The organism is Marinagarivorans algicola, from assembly GCF_001292705.1.
Classification (GTDB): domain Bacteria; phylum Pseudomonadota; class Gammaproteobacteria; order Pseudomonadales; family Cellvibrionaceae; genus Marinagarivorans; species Marinagarivorans algicola.
Window position 1 is genome coordinate 29,656 of record NZ_LGAK01000031.1, and the last position, 22,109, is coordinate 51,764.

Annotated in this window: 21 protein-coding genes; 19 read left to right on the forward strand and 2 right to left on the reverse strand. The window is 46.6% G+C overall.

Annotation, left to right across the window (positions count from 1 at the left end):
- The first annotated feature begins 120 nt into the window (after window positions 1-120).
- Window positions 121-648, forward strand: coding sequence for a universal stress protein (locus AC438_RS11290; RefSeq protein ID WP_053981367.1), 528 nt, complete (start codon window positions 121-123; stop codon window positions 646-648).
- Window positions 649-786: 138 nt separating this feature from the next.
- Entirely contained in the window at window positions 787-3,426 is a 2,640-nt protein-coding gene (locus AC438_RS11295; protein WP_053981368.1) for a helicase-related protein, read from the forward strand.
- Between the two features lie 98 nt (window positions 3,427-3,524).
- On the opposite strand, the gene AC438_RS11300 is transcribed toward AC438_RS11295, so the two are convergent.
- Both AC438_RS11300 and AC438_RS11305 read right to left on the reverse strand, forming a co-directional pair.
- Entirely contained in the window at window positions 3,525-3,710 is a 186-nt protein-coding gene (locus AC438_RS11300) for a hypothetical protein (RefSeq protein ID WP_053981369.1), read from the reverse strand.
- Window positions 3,711-3,760: 50 nt separating this feature from the next.
- Window positions 3,761-5,290: a fumarate hydratase gene (locus AC438_RS11305; protein ID WP_053981370.1), complete on the reverse strand. Its 1,530-nt coding sequence runs from the start codon at window positions 5,288-5,290 to the stop codon at window positions 3,761-3,763.
- A gap of 253 nt (window positions 5,291-5,543) precedes the next feature.
- Between AC438_RS11305 and ruvC the strand changes: the two genes are divergently transcribed.
- The 17 genes from ruvC (at window position 5,544) to AC438_RS11390 (ending at window position 22,045) form a co-directional block, all read left to right on the forward strand.
- Window positions 5,544-6,089, forward strand: a complete 546-nt coding sequence (gene ruvC, locus AC438_RS11310; RefSeq protein ID WP_053981371.1) for a crossover junction endodeoxyribonuclease RuvC — start codon at window positions 5,544-5,546, stop codon at window positions 6,087-6,089.
- Between the two features lie 73 nt (window positions 6,090-6,162).
- Entirely contained in the window at window positions 6,163-6,783 is a 621-nt protein-coding gene (ruvA, locus tag AC438_RS11315; RefSeq protein ID WP_053981372.1) for a Holliday junction branch migration protein RuvA, read from the forward strand.
- Between the two features lie 145 nt (window positions 6,784-6,928).
- Window positions 6,929-7,993: a Holliday junction branch migration DNA helicase RuvB gene (gene ruvB, locus AC438_RS11320; RefSeq protein ID WP_053981373.1), complete on the forward strand. Its 1,065-nt coding sequence runs from the start codon at window positions 6,929-6,931 to the stop codon at window positions 7,991-7,993.
- Window positions 7,994-8,127: 134 nt separating this feature from the next.
- The gene (gene tolQ, locus AC438_RS11325) at window positions 8,128-8,799 is read left to right on the forward strand and encodes a protein TolQ (RefSeq protein ID WP_053981374.1); all 672 of its coding nucleotides are present in this window, start codon (window positions 8,128-8,130) and stop codon (window positions 8,797-8,799) included.
- A 30-nt stretch (window positions 8,800-8,829) separates the two neighbouring features.
- Window positions 8,830-9,258 (forward strand): protein TolR, encoded by a 429-nt coding sequence (gene tolR, locus AC438_RS11330; RefSeq protein WP_053981375.1) that lies wholly within the window; start codon window positions 8,830-8,832, stop codon window positions 9,256-9,258.
- Window positions 9,259-9,266: 8 nt separating this feature from the next.
- A complete protein-coding gene (gene tolA / locus AC438_RS11335; RefSeq protein WP_162230729.1) occupies window positions 9,267-10,034 on the forward strand; it encodes a cell envelope integrity protein TolA in 768 nt (255 codons plus the stop codon).
- A complete protein-coding gene (gene tolB, locus AC438_RS11340) occupies window positions 10,031-11,320 on the forward strand; it encodes a Tol-Pal system beta propeller repeat protein TolB (RefSeq protein ID WP_053981377.1) in 1,290 nt (429 codons plus the stop codon). The genes tolA and tolB overlap by 4 nt, the downstream gene beginning before the upstream one ends.
- Window positions 11,321-11,425: 105 nt before the next feature.
- Window positions 11,426-11,893 carry a peptidoglycan-associated lipoprotein Pal gene (gene pal / locus AC438_RS11345; RefSeq protein WP_053981398.1) on the forward strand — a complete coding sequence of 156 codons (468 nt, stop codon included), beginning with the start codon at window positions 11,426-11,428 and terminating at the stop codon, window positions 11,891-11,893.
- Between the two features lie 86 nt (window positions 11,894-11,979).
- On the forward strand, window positions 11,980-12,840 hold the full coding sequence (locus AC438_RS11350) for a YbgF trimerization domain-containing protein (RefSeq protein WP_082354120.1): 861 nt from the start codon (window positions 11,980-11,982) through the stop codon (window positions 12,838-12,840).
- 27 nt (window positions 12,841-12,867) lie between these two features.
- Window positions 12,868-13,182, forward strand: a complete 315-nt coding sequence (locus AC438_RS11355) for a DUF4389 domain-containing protein (protein WP_053981379.1) — start codon at window positions 12,868-12,870, stop codon at window positions 13,180-13,182.
- On the forward strand, window positions 13,179-13,694 hold the full coding sequence (gene sixA / locus AC438_RS11360) for a phosphohistidine phosphatase SixA (protein WP_053981380.1): 516 nt from the start codon (window positions 13,179-13,181) through the stop codon (window positions 13,692-13,694). The genes AC438_RS11355 and sixA overlap by 4 nt, the downstream gene beginning before the upstream one ends.
- A 119-nt stretch (window positions 13,695-13,813) precedes the next feature.
- Complete coding sequence (locus AC438_RS11365; protein ID WP_156317067.1) at window positions 13,814-14,707, forward strand: alpha/beta hydrolase; 894 nt, start codon at window positions 13,814-13,816, stop codon at window positions 14,705-14,707.
- Window positions 14,708-14,724: 17 nt separating this feature from the next.
- Window positions 14,725-15,594: a DUF4892 domain-containing protein gene (locus AC438_RS11370; RefSeq protein ID WP_162230730.1), complete on the forward strand. Its 870-nt coding sequence runs from the start codon at window positions 14,725-14,727 to the stop codon at window positions 15,592-15,594.
- 660 nt (window positions 15,595-16,254) lie between these two features.
- Window positions 16,255-18,042 carry a hypothetical protein gene (locus tag AC438_RS11375; protein ID WP_053981383.1) on the forward strand — a complete coding sequence of 596 codons (1,788 nt, stop codon included), beginning with the start codon at window positions 16,255-16,257 and terminating at the stop codon, window positions 18,040-18,042.
- 17 nt (window positions 18,043-18,059) lie between these two features.
- Window positions 18,060-18,620 carry a hypothetical protein gene (locus AC438_RS11380; RefSeq protein WP_053981384.1) on the forward strand — a complete coding sequence of 187 codons (561 nt, stop codon included), beginning with the start codon at window positions 18,060-18,062 and terminating at the stop codon, window positions 18,618-18,620.
- Window positions 18,621-18,733: 113 nt separating this feature from the next.
- Complete coding sequence (gene uvrD / locus AC438_RS11385; RefSeq protein WP_053981385.1) at window positions 18,734-20,908, forward strand: DNA helicase II; 2,175 nt, start codon at window positions 18,734-18,736, stop codon at window positions 20,906-20,908.
- A gap of 402 nt (window positions 20,909-21,310) precedes the next feature.
- The gene (locus AC438_RS11390; protein ID WP_238376373.1) at window positions 21,311-22,045 is read left to right on the forward strand and encodes a DUF4197 domain-containing protein; all 735 of its coding nucleotides are present in this window, start codon (window positions 21,311-21,313) and stop codon (window positions 22,043-22,045) included.
- Window positions 22,046-22,109 lie beyond the last annotated feature (64 nt).

Genomic DNA, 22,109 nt, shown 5'->3' on the forward strand with positions numbered 1-22,109 from the left:
TGCCTGCTAGGCTTTATTTAGAGCTGAGCCAGTAGCTCGGATATTTGTCAATCGCAATACTTGCATATGTGCTGTGCGGGGTATTGGCAAATTTTGCATGGCTATTAGGGTGTAAGGTGTATGATTCAATCGATATTATTTGCTAGCGATTTGGGTGTGCTTAGCGCCTATTCGTTGGCGTATGTTGAACAGTTGGCCAAGCCGTTCAATTCAAAAATCACCTTATTGCATGTCGTGCCCCCTGTCGATGCCTTGGCGGCGGCTGTGGTACAAAGCCGGTGTTCAGACCAAGCAAAAGTAGAGGTATTGCAAGCTAGTCACATTGTAGGGCTGTTAGACAATATTCGTGAGCAAACGTTTGAGCGTTTGGCCGCTGACGATTTTGGCCTTGAGTTTACACAATTACTCGATGATATTGTGATTGTAGCGGGTCCGCCGGCTAAAACGATTATTGAACAGGCGGCTGAGCGTGAAGCCGACGTCATTGTGATGGGTAATTGTTCTGACGCTGACCCGGCAACAACGGCATTGGGCTCGGTGACAAATAAAGTCTTGCAGCTGGCTCGTATTCCTGTCTTTGTTGTACCGTTGCATTTTACATCACCTTGGTTGTCGTCAGGCGCCTTTGCCCCTGTCGATAACCCCTGACGGGTACATTTCTTTTACCAGTTTCTGGGTTCGTCGAGTTGTACCTTGTCGTCTTAAAACTTACAATTACAACCTTTGTGATGAGCCTGCTTTTATTGGGGCGCTCATTGACGTTTTTTTATCAAGTAAAGCGAAAATATGTCTGAATTTGTACAAGGGCAACGTTGGGTTGTCGATTCTGAGCCGGAACTGGGCTTGGGAATTGTCGTTTCGGTAGAAGTGCGGTCTGTTTCTATCTTTTTTCCACTCGCCAATTGCGAGCGTATGTACGCCTCGGGCCAAGCGCCTTTGACTCGTATTATTTTTGCTGTTGATGACACCATTAATGTGCAAGATGGTGAGAGCTATACGGTAGTTGATGTGAAAGATCATCAAGGTTTACTGTTATATGATGTGGGTAGTGAAGGTTTTATCCCCGAAACCCAGCTCAGCGCTGAAATCCAACTCAACCAGCCCTTTATGCGTTTAATGACTGGGCAGATCGATAAATCCAAATGGTTTTACTTTAGGCGCGAACTCGATGCAGCAATGGCGAAGGTTTGGGGTTCTCGCTTAAATGGTTTGCTTGGTGTGCGCGCGAGTCTTATTCCACATCAGCTCTATGTCGCCTATACCGCATGTGACCGCGATCGTGTGCGCGTACTATTGGCTGATGAAGTGGGTTTAGGAAAGACGCTTGAAGCGGGTATGATTCTGGGTCGTCTGCTCAAGCTCGAGCGCGCTAAGCGCGCCTTGATTGTTGTGCCAGATGCTTTGCAGGTACAGTGGTTGGTTGAGTTAATTCGCCGATTTGGCTTGAGCCCAGGGGTTTATGACGAAGCGGGATATGATTTTGAGCAAGGCCAAATTCATATCCTTAAGCATTCAGCCCTGGTCGAGGAAACTGCGTCTTTACTCACTTCTGAGTTTGATGTGGTGATTGTGGATGAGGCGCACCATATTCAACCTGATACCGACGGGTTTGATGTATTGCGCAGCTTGTCTGAATTGTGCGCACACATGGTGCTGGTGACCGCTACGCCAGAGCAACTGGGTTTTGAGAGCCATTTTGCCCGCTTGCAGTTGTTGGATCCCGATAAGTATACAAATACTGAAACGCTGATGCATGAAGAGACAGGCTACGCGGAGCTGAATGCGTTGATTCGCGATTTGCCGGCATCACGCAATCTCTTGATTGAGCGGTTTGATTTGGATCCCAAGTTAGAAGGCGATGAGCTGATTAGTCAAGTGTTGGATTGCCATGGTGTGGGTCGCGTGATGTTTCGCAATGTACGCGCATCGGTGAAGGGGTTTCCTGCACGCGAGCCGCGCGCCCATGACTTAACAACCGGTGACTGGCATGAGCGTTATGAGTGGTTGGCGCAATTTTTAAAGGCTCACCCGCATGAAAAAGTTCTCGTGATTTGCCATGAAAAAGAGCGAGTGGTCGATTGTGAAAACTATATTTGGCAAAAGCACGGCATAGATCCCGCCTTGTTCCACGAAGATATGGACCTGATCGAGCGCGATCGTGCAGCGGCTTATTTTGCTGATTTTGAAAAAGGTGCCCAAGTTTTACTGTGCTCTGAAATTGGTAGTGAAGGACGTAATTTTCAGTTTAGTCATCATTTACTCTGCTTAGACTTGCCTGATCACCCCGACATGCTCGAGCAGCGCATCGGGCGTTTAGATCGTATTGGTCAAACCAAAAATGTGAATGTGCATGCATTGATTGGCCCCAAAGCGACCGATGAAAATGCTCAGCGCTGGCACTGGTATCACAATGTCTTAGATTGCGTAGGGCGTCAAAATGCGGCGGCTGGTACGGTGCATGATCAGCTGTTCCCTGGCAGTTTTGCCGAGGTGAGCCCCGAGCTCGAAGTGCAGGCGAAGCAAGCGGTTGCCGAGCTTGAAGCTAAAATTCGACAAGGCCGAGACGCTTTACTCGAGATGAACAGTTGTCGGCAGCCGTTAGCGGGTGAGCTTGTCGAGCGTATTGACGATTTTGAATGGAATACGCCGATTGAATTGGTAGATATGGCGAGTCAGCTATTGAATTTCCATTTTGAAGATTTAGGCAAGGGCATTTATTCTTTAATGCCCGCTGATAATATGCTGATCGCGGCACTGCCAGGCATTCCACCTGAAGGTATCGAAATTAGCTTTGAGCGCGATGTGGCGTGTGCGCGTGAAGATGTTGTCTTCATGACGTGGGACTCTACGTTCATCACAGGGCTGTGGGAGCTTTTACATCACAGTGAAATTGGCTCGGCAGGGGTTGCGTTATTGCCTAGTAAGCAGCTACCGGCGGGGCAGTGTTTGTTGGAGGCTTGTTTTGGCGTTGTTGTGCAATCGCAATTTGCGAGTGAATGTTTACCGTTTTTAGAGAGCTACTCGGTGAGAACCTTAGCGCTTGATATTAGCGATAAAGATTTATCGGCCGTTTTGGGTGAGTCGCAATTACAGCAATCAATCACCCATGTCGATAAAAAGCTAGCGCGCAAAATTATTCAAAGTAAAAAGCTCGAAATGCCTGCCTGGTATGCCAAGGCAGAGGCGTTTTCGTTAGTGCATAAAGAGGCGCTATTGAATAAAGCTTGTGAAAAAGTCGTGGCCTTTTTTGGTCAAGAAAAAAACCGTTTAACGCAATTATCTAAAAAGAACCCAGCAATCAATGCAGCCGATATAGAGGCTCTAGCGCTTAAAGAGCAAAATTTACTGCATGCACTTAAGGCTCAAACGCACCTGCAGTTGTCGGCTGTACGGCTTATTGTAACTACCGAGGCAAAAAGCGTGTAGTTTTTAGTTTTAGCTTTTAGTATCAACTGTGAAAACTGGCGCTAGGCGCCAGTTTTTGCCTGTCGTAACAGCGGATAGAATATGCCGATCGGGCAGGGTTATAGTGCGCTATTTTTGATTTTGCCGCAGCGCGAACACTGAAAGACGGTGATAAGCTTGCCCTCTTTGACGTCAAATTTCTTATCGTTCAGAATTATCCATTGATGAAAGCCTGTTTTGCACAGGGTTTTGCCTTTGTGTTTTTCACTCGCTTTTGGGCGTTTGAAAGGGATGATATTGGTCATTGTCAGGCCCGTATCAGTTAGGGCTTGGGTCGCCAAGCCCTTTTTTAAGACTAATCTTTAAGTGTCAGTACTTGCTCGGTTTCGGCGATTTTGGCCTGCCATACCTGCGGGCCTGTTTTGTGGGCGCTATCGCCTGTGCTATCGACTGCGACGGTGACGGGCATATCTTTTACCTCAAATTCGTAGATGGCTTCCATGCCTAAGTCTGCAAAGCCTACCACTTTGGCGGCAGTAATCGCTTTAGAGACTAAATAAGCAGCGCCGCCCACAGCCATTAAGTACACCGCTTTATTATCTTTGATCGCTTCTATGGCAGCATCACCACGCTCGGCTTTACCCACCATGCCCAATAGCCCTGTTTTTTCAATCACAGTGCGCGTGAACTTATCCATACGGGTTGCTGTTGTAGGGCCGGCGGGGCCAACTACCTCAGTGCGAACAGGGTCTACTGGGCCAACGTAGTAGATAAAGCGGCCTTGTAAGTCAACCGGCAGAGGCTCGCCTTTGTTGATCATATCGACCATGCGTTTATGTGCAGCATCGCGGCCAGTTAATAATTTACCGCTTAAAAGCACGGTTTCACCGCTTTTCCATGTTTGGACGTCTTCGGGTTTTACCGTATCTAAATTCACTCGGCGTACACTCTCGCCGACTTCCCAGCTAATATCTGGCCAGTCTTCTAAATTGGGCGGAGTCTGTAGTGCGGGTCCGCTACCCTTTAAGGTGAAGTGGGCGTGGCGAGTAGCGGCGCAATTGGGAATGATCGCCACAGCTTTGTTGGCGGCATGTGTGGGGTAGTCGTGCACTTTGACATCGAGTACGGTGGTGAGACCACCTAAGCCTTGGGCGCCAATACCGAGTTTATTGACTTTATCAAAAAGCTCTAAACGCAATTCTTCGGCGCGATTACTGGCGCCTCGTTTGATAAGGTCGTGAATATCCACAGGCTCTAAGAGTGATTCTTTAGCGATGAGCATGGCTTTTTCGGCAGTCCCGCCGATGCCAATGCCTAACATGCCAGGTGGGCACCAGCCTGCGCCCATTTGCGGCACCATCTTGAGCACCCAATCAACCACCGAGTCGGAGGGGTTAAGCATAGCAAATTTCGACTTAGCTTCAGAGCCACCGCCTTTCGCTGCAACATGAACATCGATGGTATCGCCGGGTACTATTTTATAGTGAATAATAGCCGGTGTGTTATCGCCGGTATTTTTGCGAGCGCCATCGGGGTCGCTGAGAATACTGGCGCGCAGCACATTATCGGGGTGTTTATAAGCTTGGCGCACACCTTCATTAAGCATGTCCTCTAAAGGGAGGTCGCCTTCAATTTTTACATTCATACCAACGTGAATAAAAATCGTCACAATGCCGGTATCTTGACAAATGGGGCGGTGACCTTGGGCGCACATGCGAGAGTTAATTAAAATTTGTGCGATGGCATCTTTTGCCGCTTGGCTGCGCTCTTTGAGGTACGCCTGATGCATTGCATCAATAAAATCTTTAGGGTGATAGTAAGAAATATACTGCAACGCATCAGCTACGCTCGCAATGATGTCGTCTTGTTGAATAATGGTAGTCATAGAGATCCTTTGGCAGTTTGTCTTGTAAAGTTCGGTGCGGTGAGCCATTGATGGCTCGACTGTATTTGGGTGTGATTCTACACTTTGTGACTGCGTGACAAAAGAAGCAGTCGAGTGTTAAGGCTGCAGGGTGATATGCGCTTAGCCCGCTGTACCGAGTAATGGCAGTCGCATTAAAATCAAGTATACTGTGCTTTTATACAGGGCAGGCCTTGGCTGGTCTGCATGCTATAGGCATAATAAAGTATCTATCATGGCGCTTATTTTAGGGGTGGACCCAGGCTCTCGTAAAACGGGTTACGGGATTATTGATGATGTGAAGGGCAAGCCTTGTTACGTGAGTAGCGGCGTGATTCGTATGGGGGCAGAGCTGGCATTGCCCGAGCGCTTAAAGGTTATCTTTGATAGTCTTTGTGAGATTATTAGTCATTATCAGCCTCAGCAGTTTGCCATAGAGCAGGTCTTTATGGCTAAAAATGCGGGCTCTGCCTTAAAGTTGGGGCAAGCCCGCGGTGCTGCGATTGTTGCAGCATGCCATTTTAATATTCCTGTTTTTGAGTATGAAGCTCGCAAGGTTAAGCAGGCTGTGGTGGGTACCGGTGCGGCCGATAAAGCGCAAGTGCAGCACATGGTGAAATCGCTGTTGAGTTTATCGGGCACGCCGCAAGAGGATGCCGCCGATGCGCTGGCTATTGCTGTGTGTCACAGTAATACGCAGCAATACATGGTGCGTACCGCGAGGTCGTTGCCGGGCACTTCATCCAACCATAAGCGCTTTAGACGAGGTCGCTTGATGTAAAGAATTCGAATAGCACAAGCGGCTCTAAGCGATAAACGGTTGCGACTAACATATTACAAATAAGGCGAAGATTATGATAGGACGCTTAAAAGGGCAGGTGCTGGAAAAGCAACCTCCAATGTTATTAATTGATGTGGGTGGCGTGGGTTATGAGGTGCTTGCACCGATGAGTACGTTTTATGCCTTGCCCGAGTCGGGTACGGTAATATTGCATACGCACTTTTCAGTGAGTGAGAATGCACAGCAATTATTTGGCTTTGCCGACCTCCAAGAGCGTGTTTTATTTAGACATCTGATTAAAGTGAGTGGTGTTGGCCCTAAAATGGCTTTGGCTGTTCTGTCGGGTATGGAGCCCGATACCGTGGTGGCGGCTATTCGAGAGGATAATATTAGCGCATTGACACGCGTGCCTGGCGTGGGTAAAAAAACCGCTGAGCGGCTTGTTATTGAAATGCGTGATAGAGTGAAAGACTGGCAGTTACCGGCGGTCATGGCTGGTGATGGAGCGCAAGCGATACCCGCTGGGGCTCAATTACAAAGCACTGTGATTGCCGAAGCCGAGAGTGCAATGGTGGCGCTGGGCTATAAACCCACAGAAGCAAGTAAAGCGATTGCCAGTATTATCAAGGTGCATGACGTAACGCGTAGTGAAGAGCTTATTCGTTTGGCGTTACGCAGTATGTTGCCCGGGTAGTACGGGAGAGGCTGTGAGTAATATAGAGCGCATTTGAACAACAACGTTTTGAACAACAACGTATAGGCGGGTTATTGTATTGCCAGCCTGTGCAGACCTTTAGCCTATGCTGAGGCACGACTAACCCGCAAGCGACAAAAATCTTATGATAGAGCCAGACCAGTTAAGCGTTGGTACAACCCCAGAGCGGGTAATCCAAGCGCAGCCACAGGGTAAAGAAGAACAGATTGATCGCGCTATTCGCCCCAAAATGCTGGCTGATTATGTGGGGCAGCCACGGGTTTGTGAGCAAATGGAGATCTTTATTGGAGCGGCTAAAGCGCGTGACGAAGCGCTGGATCACAGTCTGATTTTTGGTCCGCCAGGACTGGGCAAGACAACGCTGGCCAATATTATTGCCAATGAAATGGGGGTTGCCCTGAAAAGCACTTCGGGACCTGTTATTGAAAAGGCCGGTGATTTAGCCGCTATAATGACGAATCTTGATGCGGGTGATGTGCTGTTCATCGATGAAATACATCGCTTGAGCCCTATGGTTGAAGAGGTTTTATACCCCGCGATGGAGGATTACCAGCTTGATATTATGATAGGGGAGGGACCTGCTGCGCGTTCAATTAAAATCGATTTGCCCCCCTTTACATTGATTGGAGCCACTACGCGGGCAGGTTTGTTGACCTCTCCTCTGCGGGATCGCTTTGGAATAGTGCAGCGGCTTGAATTTTACAATCTTCAAGATCTGACCTACATTGTGACGCGCTCAGCAGGGTTGATGGGGGTAGGTATTGAGCCGTTAGGTGCCGAAGAAATAGCGCGGCGCGCGCGCGGCACACCGCGTATTGCTAACCGTCTATTGCGCCGCGTGAGAGATTACGCACAGGTTAAAGCCGACGGTTTGGTCACGCAGGCGGTTGCCGATGCGGCGCTAAATATGTTGAATGTTGACGCACAAGGCTTTGATCATATGGACCGCCGTTTGTTGTTAGCGCTGGTGGATAAGTTTGGTGGCGGGCCTGTCGGTGTTGATAGCTTGGCGGCAGCGATTAGCGAGGAGCGTGATACCATCGAAGACGTACTGGAGCCTTACCTTATACAGCAAGGTTATATGATGCGTACACCGAGAGGCCGAGTGGCCACTCAAAAGGTTTACGATCATTTTGCCTTGGCAGCACCGAGCCATATGCTGCAAAATAGCTTACTTGGCTTAACATGATTGTTAGGCGCAATATGATAAAAAGCGTAAAATTAGTTGAATAACTGAAATTATTCTGTAAAAGGTAGTCCTACAGCGCACGATATAAACAGTTGTTTAAATAAACTGCCCCTATATAAAGAAATTAGACCGTTATGAATCCAACAGAAACACTTTCTATTTTTGATTTAATTGCCGATGCTGGTCCCGTGGTAATGCTAGTGATGCTAGCGCTACTGAGCGCTTCAGTGGTGTCTTGGTTCATGATTGTGCAGCGCTTTATCTTTCATAGCCGTGCTGCGCGAAATTTTAACCGCTTTGAGCGGGCATTTTGGTCAGGTGGCGATTTGGCGCAACTGTACCGTCAGGGCAATAGCCACAATGCTGAGGGTATTGAGGCGGTATTTCGCGCCGGCTTTAAAGAGTTTTCACGGCTCAGCCAGCAAAAAAACAATGCTGCTGTTATGGAAGGCGCTCAGCGCGCGATGCGCGTCGCGTTAATGCGTGAACAAGAAAAGCTTGAAGCACACCTTCCGTTTTTGGCGAGTGTTGCATCGGTGAGCCCATATGTTGGCCTCTTCGGTACCGTTTGGGGTATTCTTAACTCGTTCAGAGGATTGGCCAACCAGCATCAAGCAACATTAGCGACAGTGGCACCGGGTATCTCTGAGGCTTTAGTGGCAACCGCTATGGGCTTATTTGCAGCGATTCCTGCGGTATTGGCCTATAACCGCTTCGTGGCTAAAGCTGAAACATTGACTGCAAAATATCAAACATTCACCGAAGAATTCTCGTCGATACTGCATCGACAAATCCATGCTGAATAATCCGATTCATTCTTAATTAGCGTTAATATCATGCTGCCTGTTAAAAAGCGTAAGCCTCTCGCAGAGATCAATGTTGTACCTTACATTGATGTTATGCTTGTGTTGTTAATTATTTTTATGGTGACGGCTCCATTGCTGATGCAAGGGGTTAAGGTTGATTTGCCTCAAGCACCCTCAAGCCCTTTAGATCATACGGATGAAGAGCCTTTAGTGGTATCAATAAAAGCCGATGGTAGTTATTACATTAACTTAGGGCAAAAGGGCGATGAGCAAAAGTCGTTAGAGAGTATTATTGATCAAGTAGGCAAAATTTTACGACAAAAGCCACAAACACCGGTACTGGTATGGGGCGATAAAACTATTCAATACGGCCTCGTTGTTAACCTAATGAGTTTGTTACAAGGTGCTGGAGCGCCTAGTGTGGGTTTAGTCACTGAGCCTGGTACTGGTAAACAATGATTGACCGCGTGAGTTTGTTTAGTTTACCCCTATTGGTTACGTTGTTATTACATGGTGTATTGATTTGGGCGGTTGTACACGTCTGGCAAGTACCGGAGCCGCCGCCAAATTTTAAAAAACCTGAGTTTGTAAAAGCTACATTAGTTGAGCTAAAGACCAAGGCTCCCGAGAAAAAATCAGCAGGCTCAAAGATTAAAAAGATTGATTTAACAGCCAACAAAAAAGATAACACCGCCGAACTTAAACGGCGTCAACAGAAAGAAGCTGCGGCTCAAAAAGCGCGCCAAATTAAAGCGCAGAAGGCGAAAGACGCTAAGGAGAAGGCTGCGCAGCAAAAAGCAGCTAAAGAAAAGGCCCAGCGTGAAAAAGCAGCCGCTCAAAAGCGAGCCTTAGAAGAGGCAAGAAAGCGACAGCAGGAAGCTTTAGATAAAGCATTGCTTCAAGAAGAGATGATGCTGGCCGAGCAGGCCGAAACTGAGGTGGTTAACTCTTATAAAGCGATTATTACTGAGCGCATTATTAGTAAATGGAGCCGCCCACCTTCTGCGCGACGAGGAATGATTTGTGAATTGGTGATACAGTTAGTGCCAACAGGTAAAATTATTACGGTAAATATCACAAAAAGTAGTGGGAATCAGGCCTTTGACCGCTCGGCTGAGCAGGCTGTGCGAGCGGTAGATCAAATTCCTGAATTGCAGAATATGGATATCAATACTTTTGAGCGTAATTTCCGCACCATTCATTTACAGTTTAACCCCGAGGATCGTCGATTGTGATTTCCCGTTTTTTTAAAATTCAGCTGGCAATACTGTTAGTGGCTGTTTCCGCCGTTAATGTGCAGGCCAATTTGTTTATTGAAATTAACCGAGGTAACGATAACCCGTCCCCCGTTGCTATTGTGCCCTTTGCCGGTGCTCAGGGCTTGCCCGAAGATATTCAAGCGATTATCACTGCTGACTTAGAGCGCAGCGGTTTTTTTAGGCCTATCCCTAAGACAGATATGCTGTCTATGCCTACCGATAAGTCTGAAGTGGTCTTTAGAGACTGGCGAGTTCTTGGGGCTAATTTTTTAGTTATTGGTCAAATGACCCCCGAAGCGGATCAATACATTGTGCGTTATGAGCTGTACGACGTACTCGCGCAAAAAAACATTCTCACCGCGCAAGTAAAGGGCGGGCGTGATGGCTTGCGCGATATTGCCCATGCGGTCAGTGATGCTGTCTACGAGAAAGTCACCGGTATTCGTGGAATATTCTCAACGAAAATGCTGTACGTTCAAGATTTACGCAAGCCCAGTGCTGGTCGTTATCGTCTGATGTATGCAGACGTTGACGGTGCTCGTGCGCAAGTATTACTGGCGAGTTCTGAACCAATTTTGTCGCCAACGTGGTCGGCTGATGGTAAGCGTATTGCTTATGTGTCTTTTGAGACGTCTCGACCTGCTATCTATATTATGGATATGGCGACAGGCCGTAAAACACAAATGACTCATTTTAGAGGATTAAACGGCGCGCCTTCGTTCTCACCGGATGGCACGCAGTTAGCTATGGTTTTGTCAAAAGATGGCATGCCTGACATCTATGTGATGACAATTGCCAATAAGCGCCTGCGTCGAATTACAAATGATCACTATATTGATACCGAGCCAAATTGGAATGCGGATGGTTCTGGCGTTATTTTTACCTCTAATCGGGGAGGTAGCCCACAAATTTATCAAATAAATTTAAGTAATGGCCGGCCAGAGCGTTTAACATTCGAGGGCGATTACAATGCCCGACCACGTGTAAGCCCTGATGGTAAAAGCCTTGTAATGGTGCACAGGCAAAGTGGGGTGTACCATATTGCAACACAAGACATTGCAACGGGGAATATGCGGATATTAACCGAAACTTGGTTGGATGAATCGCCAAGTATTGCACCCAACGGCGCAATGTTGTTGTATGCTACGCAACACAATAAAAAAGGAGTCCTTGGCGCAGTTTCTATGGATGCTGGTGTCAAATTCCGTTTGCCCGCTAAAGAAGGTGATGTCCGTGAACCTGCATGGGCGCCTTATTTATAGGGATACAATTTTAAGCTTCGTATCAGAGTTTAAAAGCTGGGCGTAATGCTTGTGTTTTGTGCGTTATGCTTGATAAACAATTACAAATTATTTGGGAGTAAATCCATGAAAAAATTATACTCAGCTGTTGCTTTTGCTGCTGCCTTTGGCCTTATGACAGGTTGTTCTTCTAACAAGCCTGTTGAGACGGTTGAAGAAGTTGTAGAGCCTGTTGTTGTTGAAACTGTTGAAGATACTGTTGAAGAAGCTGTCGTGATTGACACCACTTTCTACTTCGAGTTTGACTCAGCTGACTTAACAATGGCTGCACGCGCAGCATTAATGCTTCACGCTGAGCAATTAGCGGCTAGCCCACGCGCGGTCCGTTTAGAAGGTCATGGTGATGAGCGCGGTAGCCGCGAGTACAATATGGCACTGGGTGAGCGTCGCGCTAATGCCGTACGTGACTTCTTGGTTATCCAAGGTGTTAATGCTGGTTCTCTTGAGACCGTTAGTTACGGTGAAGAGCGTCCTGCAGAAATGGGTTCTGGTGAAATGGTTTGGTCTAAAAACCGTCGCGTAGAACTTAAGTAAATCTTGTTGTTATTGTGCAAATACTCAGAATAGAGTATTTGCATAGACATAATTTTCAGTTTAATTTTAAGTAAGTCTTTAGATTTATGATGAAATATAAAACATTCACTGCCGCTACTTTAGCGGCAGTTTTTTTTCCGTTATCACTATCATTGACCTCGCCAGCGGTATTGGCTCAGGTAGAGGTGGTTGCCTTAGATATTCCTTCAACGCGTTCACCGGCAACAAGTGATCGCGAAGGGCTCGACGAGCGGCAAGACGCGGGCCATAGCCCACGTGAGCCGAAACCTTCGCCGGCCAGCATGACTGAGTTTTACTTTCAAATACAAACATTGCAGCAAGAAGTGCAAGTATTGCGAGGGTTGGTTGAAGAGCAGGGTTTTCAGCTCAAAAAACTCAAACAGCAGCGTTTAGATGACTACTTAGATCTAGATCGTCGCCTGAGTGGGTTGGCTCAAAGTGGCGCCAGCACAGCGCGTCGTATACCTTCAAGCGATACAGCACAGGTAGCACGTCCCACTGTGAGTCGAGCAACTGATACGCCTGATGCGCCTGATACGGCACTTGATGATCCTCAGGCTGAGTTGGCGCTTTATCGCTCGGGCATTGATGCAGTCCTCAAAATGCGTGACTACGATACTGGATTACAGCAATTTGAAGCGTATTTACAAGCCTATCCTGCAGGTATTTACGCCGCAAATGCAAAGTATTGGCTAGGTCAGGTATATTTGCAGCGCGAGGACTTGAGCAATTCAGCTCTTTGGTTTAATGACTTAATTAAAAATCACCCCAATCACCAAAAAACACCAGAAGCGCAATTTAAATTAGGTAAAGTGCTGCACTTACAAGGCGATGTACTCAATGCTGAAAAGCAACTGAAAAAAGTAGTGGTTTCTGGTTCGTCAGCGGCAAAGCTGGCTCAAGATTACTTAACAAAACACTTTTAATTTTAGCCTGCGCTAAAGGAGAGCACAATGAACCCTGAGCTTAAAAATAATTTATCCAATAGTCATTATTGGTTTAGAGCTTTGTATGTCTTTATTTTTGTATTTACTTCTGAAGTTGCGGCAATGCTTTTGCTATTTGTCGCTATTGGGCAGATTGTTTTCACATTAATTAGTGGAGAACCTAATAGGCGTTTAACCGCTTTTGGTAGTTCGTTGGCGGCCTACTTGTTTGCCATATTTAATTTTGTGTGTTGCAAGACAGAGTCTAAGCCGTTTCCTTTTGCTGACTGGCCAGAAGCGGATACAAACGATAATGTGACTGTAATAAAAGACGCGCAATGAAACGCTTATTTTTGTTGCGTCACGGACAGGCACAAGCGTATGCCAGTACGGATGCACAAAGAAACCTTACCGACCATGGTCGCTTAGAGGTTAATTCAACAATAGAGCAAGTACTCGAGACTTTGCCGTTGCTTGATGAGGTCTGGGTAAGCCCCTACTGCCGTGCTCAACAAACTTGGGAGCAAGCTAGCAGCGTGATGACAGGCCAGTCGTTAAAGGCACCCTCAGTGGTGGTTAGTCAGCCTGCGATCACACCGGCAGGCGACATAGGTGCCATCATGGCTTTGTTAGAGATATCCTTTAATCAAGTGGGCCTGAATAATATTTTATTGGTCACTCATCAGCCTTTTGTGGGTGAGTTATTAGAGCATGTATGCGGCTTAGAGGCAGGCCGTTATTTTTTGGGTACAGCGCATCTGGCGGCTATTGATATTCCTGTTACAGAGCAACATGTGGCGATGGTCGCTGCTGGCATGGGCTCGTTGCGATGGCTTAAACAACCTTTAATATAATGTTGTCACTTTTACCGACCTCATTGATGAAAACTTTGAGCGACACAATTGATCCACGCTGTGTTCTGTGTCATTAGGTTGTCGGTACGTCAATAGTGACGTTATTTTGAGTATTTTCTTTGATTCAGTCTGATAACTTAAAGACAATGCCTCGGCATTGTACCGAATGCACGTTTAAGGTAGCCAACTTAACCTTTGCGGCCAAGCGTTGGCAGCCGCAGCAGGCTACTGCTACTGATAGTGCGCCTAAAATATTAGCCTTGCATGGTTGGCTCGATAATTGTGCCAGTTTTGACTTTATTGCACCTCAACTAAATGCTGATGTGGTGTGTGTTGATTTAGCGGGGCATGGTCGCTCATCGCCGCGTAACCATTTAGGTGCGTATAATATTTGGCTAGATGTTCCTGAACTGCTGGAAATTGCCGATCAATTAGGCTGGGGTGAGTTTTCTATTTTAGGGCATTCACGCGGTGCAGCGGTTGGTTTTATCTTGGCTGGTACGGTCCCCCAGCGCGTTCAGCAGATTGTCTGTCTTGATGGCATATTTCCTCTTATTAATACTGGTCAGAGTGCGCCAGAGCAGCTGCTGTCTTCGATTAATGCGGTAAAAAAACAACGTGCACGAGCGCCAAGTATTTACGCTCATTTTGAACAAGCGGTTAAAGCTCGCCAGCAGAGCGCTTTCCCTGTGACTTATGAGGCGGCTGTCGCATTTGCACAATGGGGTGTTGAGCCTAATGAAGGAGGCTTTAGTTGGCGCTACGACCCTAAGTTACATGCTCCCTCAGAACTCAAGCTTACGCGTGGTCAGGTTGAGGCCTTTGCGAGTAATATTACTGCCCCTATGCATGTGCTCTTGGCTAATGATGGATTGATTACCGCGCATGAAGAGTCAATGGCACTATTGAGCCAATTTAATACTTGGACCGTAAAATATTTTGCAGGTGGCCATCATTTCCACATGGCGCAGGCGAGTGAATCGATAGTTAATTATATTAATGAATTATACTGAGTAATACGATGTTGGGTGTGACGTTAAAGTGGGTTTTATGGTTGTTCTTATTTGGGGTTGCACATGCTAGCGTAGCGGCTACCGATAGCACCTCTTTTCATTCGGGCATCTTAGAGTTGCTGCCGAATCATCGAAGTGTGTTTAATGACATTCAAACTGCCCAAACTCATACCTTTGTGCAGTCCCCTTTGCAAAAAGTGAATGGCCAGTGGCGTTACTCCGAAGGTAACCCCTTAAAAGGGCGTGTGCAAAGCACAACCTATACCTTTGATACTGTAGATATTCATCTATTGGCATCGCGTATTCAACAGGTGGCGAGTCAGTACGGTCTAATTGATCAATTTAGCTGCGAGACTCTCGCCTGTGGCCGCAGCTATGCATGGGCGACTGAAATTTATCGTAATAAACTATTGCACGGCAAAGATACGCACCAGTTTTATTGGTTGTGGCAAAAAGAAGGGCGCTGGTTTTCGGTTTACGTCACCGAGCGGAGTAACCATCGCCTTTACTTGCACTTTGTTGAACTCACCGAGGTACACTCTCGTGATATAGCCGGTCTGAGTCATTCTGCTACTCTATGGAACCAACAAGGGTATGCCGTAATTAAAATACCTCGATTACAAGAGGATAACGTCTTAAATGAATTAAGCCACTGGTTGTCTTCAAAAGGTGTTAAAGCCGTTGCTGTCGTAGGTCACAACCATTCAGAGCAATTAACCGCAGATCAAAAGCGTCGTCAGTCCTTAATTGATGCTGAGCAGGTTGTTGCTAAGCTCCCCGCGTCTGTGACGGGGAAGGCTTATGGTCTGGGTGCATTAGTAATAAGAAAGGAGCTGATAGACAAAGGTTGGCGCAGTTGGGTTGAGGTTGTTACTGAGCCGTTGTAAGTTTTTGATAGTATTGTCGCAAACGTCTATTGTTACCCCCTCTCTATCAAAAGGCGCTTTTTAAAGTCTTCACGTCGATTTGTTCGGGGTAAGGTACTCGAGCTCAATGTTTTACCCTGTACTTTGGTCGCCTTAGTCGGCCTTAGAGAGTATTTTTTAAGTGCTATTATGTCTAAGCACTTCTCTATTAAGCGTTTTAGTTTTTATATATACGTTTTTATATTTGATCATTAAACGCTTATTCCTTCCCCTAGCGCAGAGCCGCCATTAGCCCAGATAAAAAACTATATATTTCAATATTGTATTAGCTTTTTATTGTTATTTTTATTGTTTGATATTTATTTGGCGTTTTTTAGCGCGATTGATGCAGTGCGACGCACATTATTTTGCTTAACAATGTAACTTTTTCAGCTGGGCTAAAATAGTTGTTAGCAAGCACGGTGTTAGTAAGTACAAGGTGTTTGCTAAGCATGGGCTTGTGGTGTTGAGGTGTTGCGACTTTAGTCTGTAATACAACTCGTTTTTGGGGGTGTTTTTAAGGGCTCAGTGCCAAAAAATGACACCCAGACAATGTGCCTGATCACAACAACATTAATAAATAAAATTGATAGGGCCTACAAGTTGTATATCGCAGCGCTGATGTAGGTTAGGTTGAAATGCATGGCAATCCTTGTTTGGATAAATCGAGAGTCTTTTTTCGCAAGTTTGCGACTGGTAGGGTTGGGGCTAGTGGTTGCCTTATGTTTAATAGCATGTGGCGGCGGTGGTGGAGCCATTGATCAGCAAGAAACTTCGTTTGAGTCACTATCGAGTGCCAGTCTATCTGCATCACCTGATGTAGGTAATGACAGTGCTGAGGCTTCTAGTGAGTCAGTAGAGGATACGACGAGTAGCCCATCCAGTGAAGGTGGTCTTGACCTGGTGGTGCTGAAAGGCACATTAACCTATGGTTGGGTAGCGCCAGTGGCAGCGCAAGCGACGCAAAATCACGGCACAGTATTTTTAGATTACGATAATGTTCAAGCGCGACCCATGCGTAGAGTTACGGTGCAGTTACTCGATAGCCTGAATCAGGTAGTGGCTGAGACACGCTCTGATGAGCAAGGTGGATATCGCTTTACGATCGATGCTGATCGGGCCATGAAGGTGCGAGTTAAAGCCGAGTTAGAGAGTGATGATTATTTGGTGAGCGTAAAAGATAATACCCAAGGTAATGCGCAGTACGTCTTAGACGGATCGCTTGCAAGCACGGGTAATAATGCCGTGCAAACCAGAGATATTCATGCGCCATTAGGCTGGGATGCTGGAGCTCAGCAATACACAAGCGATAGGGTGTCGGCACCTTTCACGTTACTTGATACACTACTCGAGAGCATTGATATGGTACTTGATGCTGGGCCAGAGCTTGTACTGCCTCCGTTAACAGTGTATTGGAGCGTCAAAAATATTGCTACTGGGGGGGATTTTGAACAAGGCCATATTGGCAGCTCTCTATACAGTACAGGTCGTACGGCGATGTATATTTTAGGGCATGCAGATAACGACACCGATGAGTTTGATCGTGCGGTGATTCAACATGAGTTTGGTCATTACATTGAAGATAAGTTGTCACGCAGTGAAAGTATTGGCGGGGCACATTTTTTAGGTGTACCTATTGATATGAGAGTGGCTTTTGGCGAAGGCTTTGGCAATGCATTTGCGGCCATGAGTAGCGGTGACCCACTCTACCTCGATACCTCGACAACTGCGCAGCAAAATGGCTTTGGGTTTTCGGTAGAAACTAATCGCTTTGGGGGTGGCTATTACAGCGAATCAGCCGTGCAGGCGGTATTGTTTGATATTTTTGATGATACGACTGAAGCGGGCGACAACCTACACTTAGGTTTTGCCCCAATATTAGAAGCCCTTAGACATCCTGATTACATTAGCTTTGATGGCTTTACCTCCATTTACGCTTTTGCGACGGTATTAAAGAGCCTGACACCCACTCATACTGAGGAAATAGCTAGCTTATTAAGTGGCCAAGATATTGTTGGTGTAGGCTTTTACGGTGAGGGCGAAAGGTACGATGGTGGCTCGCCGATCAGTCTGCCGGTCTACCAAACGGTATCAGTTAATGAAACAGTTGAAGTGTGCAGTGATAACCAGGTTCAGGAATACAACGGGCATGACGTTAATCGCTATGTATTGGTCAGCATTCCCAGTGCGGGCATGTATACATTAACTGCGCAGCGAAGTCGCGGAATACCAGCCAGTGACCCCGATTTCCAATTGTACCGCAATGGTATTTGGGCGGGGCGCAGTGAGAGTAGTGATCTCGATAGAGAAACATGGAGCAAACTATTTCAGGCGGGGGTCTATGCATTGGTTGTGCAAGAAGCGGGAAATACTGACGAGTCTGACGCAACGGGTGGGCTTGTTTGTTTTGATGTGTCTTTAACTCAATAAAATGTTCGGTATTGTCTATGAAAAATTTTACACCTCTATGTTTGCGCTGTTTAAGATTAGGTTTTATCTATGGTATAGCATCCTCGTTGACTGGACTATCGACACCGGCACTCAGTGCTGATAGTCAATATTCAGGCATGCACAATGGGCATATGCATGTCTCGCAAACTTCACCGGCACGGCCGTACCTTAAGCCAGGTGCGCCGGTCCATATGCAAAGTCCAAGTGAATATATACTCGCTGCTGGCGATCGTGTACCGCTAGAGCTCGCTTTAGGTGTGCTTGCAGATGGCGAGGTTAATGTCACGTTAAAAGCCGATGAGAACCTAATACTACAGGGCGATCACAGCATGACAGTTACCGGTCAAAAACAAGTGGTTTTACCGCTTATTGTGGTCGCTGAGCAAGCGGCATTAAGCTATGTCCATGTGTTTGTGACTTTTGAGGGGGCATTTGGGCAGGTGAGTCGCCGTAGTTTTGCTGTTGCCTTCGATAGTCGAACGGACCAGCTCTTACTCTCAAAAGCGACACAGCCAAAGCAGTTTGTTGAGTTGCACGCGCGCGAAGCCATATATTGAGGCTTTTTATAGGTACTGATTATAGGTGCTGGCCGTAATTTTTTACTGTTGTAGTATTTTAGGGTGCGGGTTAAGTTGGTAGGCGCATAGAAAAGCCTATAGAATGCCGCACTATGAATACTTCCACTCTTATACATAATCTTAATCTTCCTCAACGTGAAGCCGTTACGGCTGAGCCTTGTCACCAACTTATTCTTGCCGGCGCTGGCAGTGGCAAAACACGGGTGCTAGTGCATCGCATTGCTTACCTTATCAAAGAGCTCGGTAGTGCACCGCATCAAATTATGGCGGTGACGTTTACCAATAAAGCCGCCCGTGAAATGCGCGAGCGATTACAATCTTTATTGGGTGAAGGCGCCGGCAGCCGTTTTGGTGGTTTATGGGTCGGTACCTTTCATGGTATTGCACATAAATTATTAAAAATGCATTGGCGTGAAGCCAAGCTCCCCGAAAACTTTCAAATTCTCGATAGTGACGACCAATTGCGTGTCATTAAGCGAATTTACCAAGCGTTACAAATTGATGAAAAACGCTGGCCACAACGACAAGCGCAATACTTTATTAATGGTTGCAAAGACGAAGGGCAGCGAGCCAATCATTTACCTGACAGTCACGATCCTTATAGCGCGACCATGAAAATGGTGTATAGCGCCTATGAAGAGACTTGTCAGCAAGGCGGTTTGGTCGATTTTGCTGAGTTACTGTTGCGCTCGCATGAGCTGTGGCTCAATAGCCCAGAGTTGCTCAAGCACTATCAAGAGCGTTTCGTGCATTTATTGGTCGATGAATTTCAAGATACCAATACGGTGCAATATGCATGGCTTCGCGTGTTGGCGGGTAATGCATGCTGGGTGACGGGGGTTGGTGATGATGATCAGTCTATTTATGGCTGGCGCGGTGCCAAAATCGAAAACATTCAACAATTCGAAAAAGATTTTAGCGATACCGTTGTGACTCGGCTAGAGCAAAATTACCGATCGACCAACACCATTTTAAGTGCCGCCAATGCCGTTATCGCCAATAATACGAGCCGTTTGGGCAAAAAACTATGGACCGATGGTGAAGATGGCGTTCCTATTGATTTATACAGTGCCTTTAATGAGCAGGATGAGGCGCGATACATTGTTGAAACTATTAGTCAGTGGCAAAAGCAAGGCAACGATCTAGCGAGCGCGGCCATATTGTACCGCTCTAATGCACAGTCTCGTGTTTTAGAAGAGGCCTTTTTACGCGAAGGCATGCCTTATCGCATTTATGGCGGCCAGCGTTTTTATGAACGCATGGAAATCAAAAACGCTTTGGCGTACGCCCGGCTCTTATTAAATCGCAATGATGATCCTGCTTTTGAGCGTGTCATCAATACACCCACACGTGGCATTGGCGAAAAATCGATCAATACATTAAGGCTTACCGCGCGAGAACAAGGCTGCAGTTTATTTGATGCCGCTAAATGGCTCGTTAATAATAATGCATTGCCCGCACGTGCCATGGCGTGTGTTAAAGGCTTTATCCAGTTATTGGTTGAGCTTGAAGGCGGTATCGATAGCTTAGGTCTTGCCGAGCAAATTGAGCATATTATTAACGCGAGTGGTCTGTTTGAATTTCACGAGAAAGAAAAAGGCGAAAGAGGCCAAGCACGCATCGAAAACTTACAAGAACTTGTCGCAGCATGTAAGGCGTTCAAACGAGAAGAAAGTGACCGTACGGCATTAGCTGAATTTATTGACAGTGCTGCGCTTGATGCCGGCGACCAGCAAGCCGAAGAGTACCAAGATGCTGTGCAAATGATGACTTTGCATAGCGCAAAAGGTTTGGAGTTTCCGCTGGTTTTTATTGCTGGCACCGAAGAGGGTTTATTTCCCCATAAAATGTCAGCCGATAGTCCCGAAGGCTTGGAAGAAGAGCGACGGTTGTGCTATGTCGGTATTACCCGAGCGATGAAAAAGCTTGTACTGACACATGCCGAAAGCCGTCGTTTATACGGCTCAGAAACCTATAACCCCTTGTCGCGATTTATACGTGAGATTCCTAGTGACTTTATTCAAGAGGTCAGATTAAAGTCTGTAGTTAAAAGGCCAGCCAATGTCAGCACGCATACTTCGAATGCAAAAAAAGCCGCATTAAGTGACGCGGGTGATGGTCAGTTTAAGTTGGGTCAGCGTGTGAAGCATAATAAGTTTGGTGAAGGTGTTATTTTACAATTTGAGGGCGCGCGGGTGCATATTGTTTTTGAAACCGCAGGCGTTAAAGTCTTATCACTGGCTGTGGCAAAGTTAGCGCCTCTATGAGCAAGCAAAACGGCCGCTACTTATCCAGTGTTATCACCGTGTTACCTTTATTAGTGGTATTACTGGCTGGCTTGTTGATGCGTGAGAATCATTTTGCGCTTTATTAGAGGTTCAGGGGCGCTCATCAAGGGCGCTCTGACGAGGTCATAGGCCATGTGTATGCGCTCAATCGTGACGCGGTTATGATGTTCTTAAACGCTTTGCGGGTATGAGTGCGCAGCTTTATGCGCGGTACAGCGAGCGTGACCCTGTCAAAAAAAATATACACTCACTATAATGCGTATTTAGAGGCGCGTAGCCAAGTGGCGACGGAGCTTGATGATGTACGATTGGGTCACTCTAAATAACACGGCTTCAATCACTGAATAATTTTTAGCAGTACTCCAATAAACCGAGGGTTTTATGTACAAAGTGATGTCACCTTATAAATTATTATATCTCACAGCCGCCTTGTCGATGCCTGTGGGCTTAACTGCGTGTGGTAATTTAGCGCAAATAGCCGATACCGGTGCACAAGTCTCACAAGCGATGGGTTATAACCCATCGCAGCTAGCCGGCGGTGTTAAAGAAGTACTATCGCTGAGCTCGACGCGTGCCGCTGATGCTTTGGGTATGGCTGGCGGTTATAGCAATAGCGAGCAATACCGCATAAAACTGCCACCAGCGGTGCAAGACATTGCCGATTCATTAAGGCGCTTTGGTCTGGGTGGGTATATTGACTCTGTCGAACAGCTGATGAATGACGGCGCCGAAAAAGCCGCCGGCGAAGCCAAAAACTTGTTGATTGCTGCGGTAAAAGACATGAGTGTCGATGACGCTATCGGTATTGTGCGCGGCGGCGATAATGCCGCAACACGTTATTTTAGAAGTCAAACCGAAGCGCAATTAAGAGCTAAATACCAACCTATTATGCAATCGCAATTAAAGCAGTTAGGCTTTTATGGCGATTATCAGCAGTTGTTAAATGCCTACAAGCTCGTTTCGCTGCCTAATAAACCTAGCCTAGATCTAGAAGAGCATGCTATTCAATTGGGGATGGATGCTTTATTTGAGCAAGTTGCACGAGAAGAGCAAAAAATTCGCGCTAACCCTATGGAGCAAGGCAGTGCGTTAATCAGTAGTGTATTAAGCCGCTAGTGCTGCAATACTGCTAATAGAGCGTATCAATCAGCGCATTGCGATGTAATGCGCTCTCTTTTAT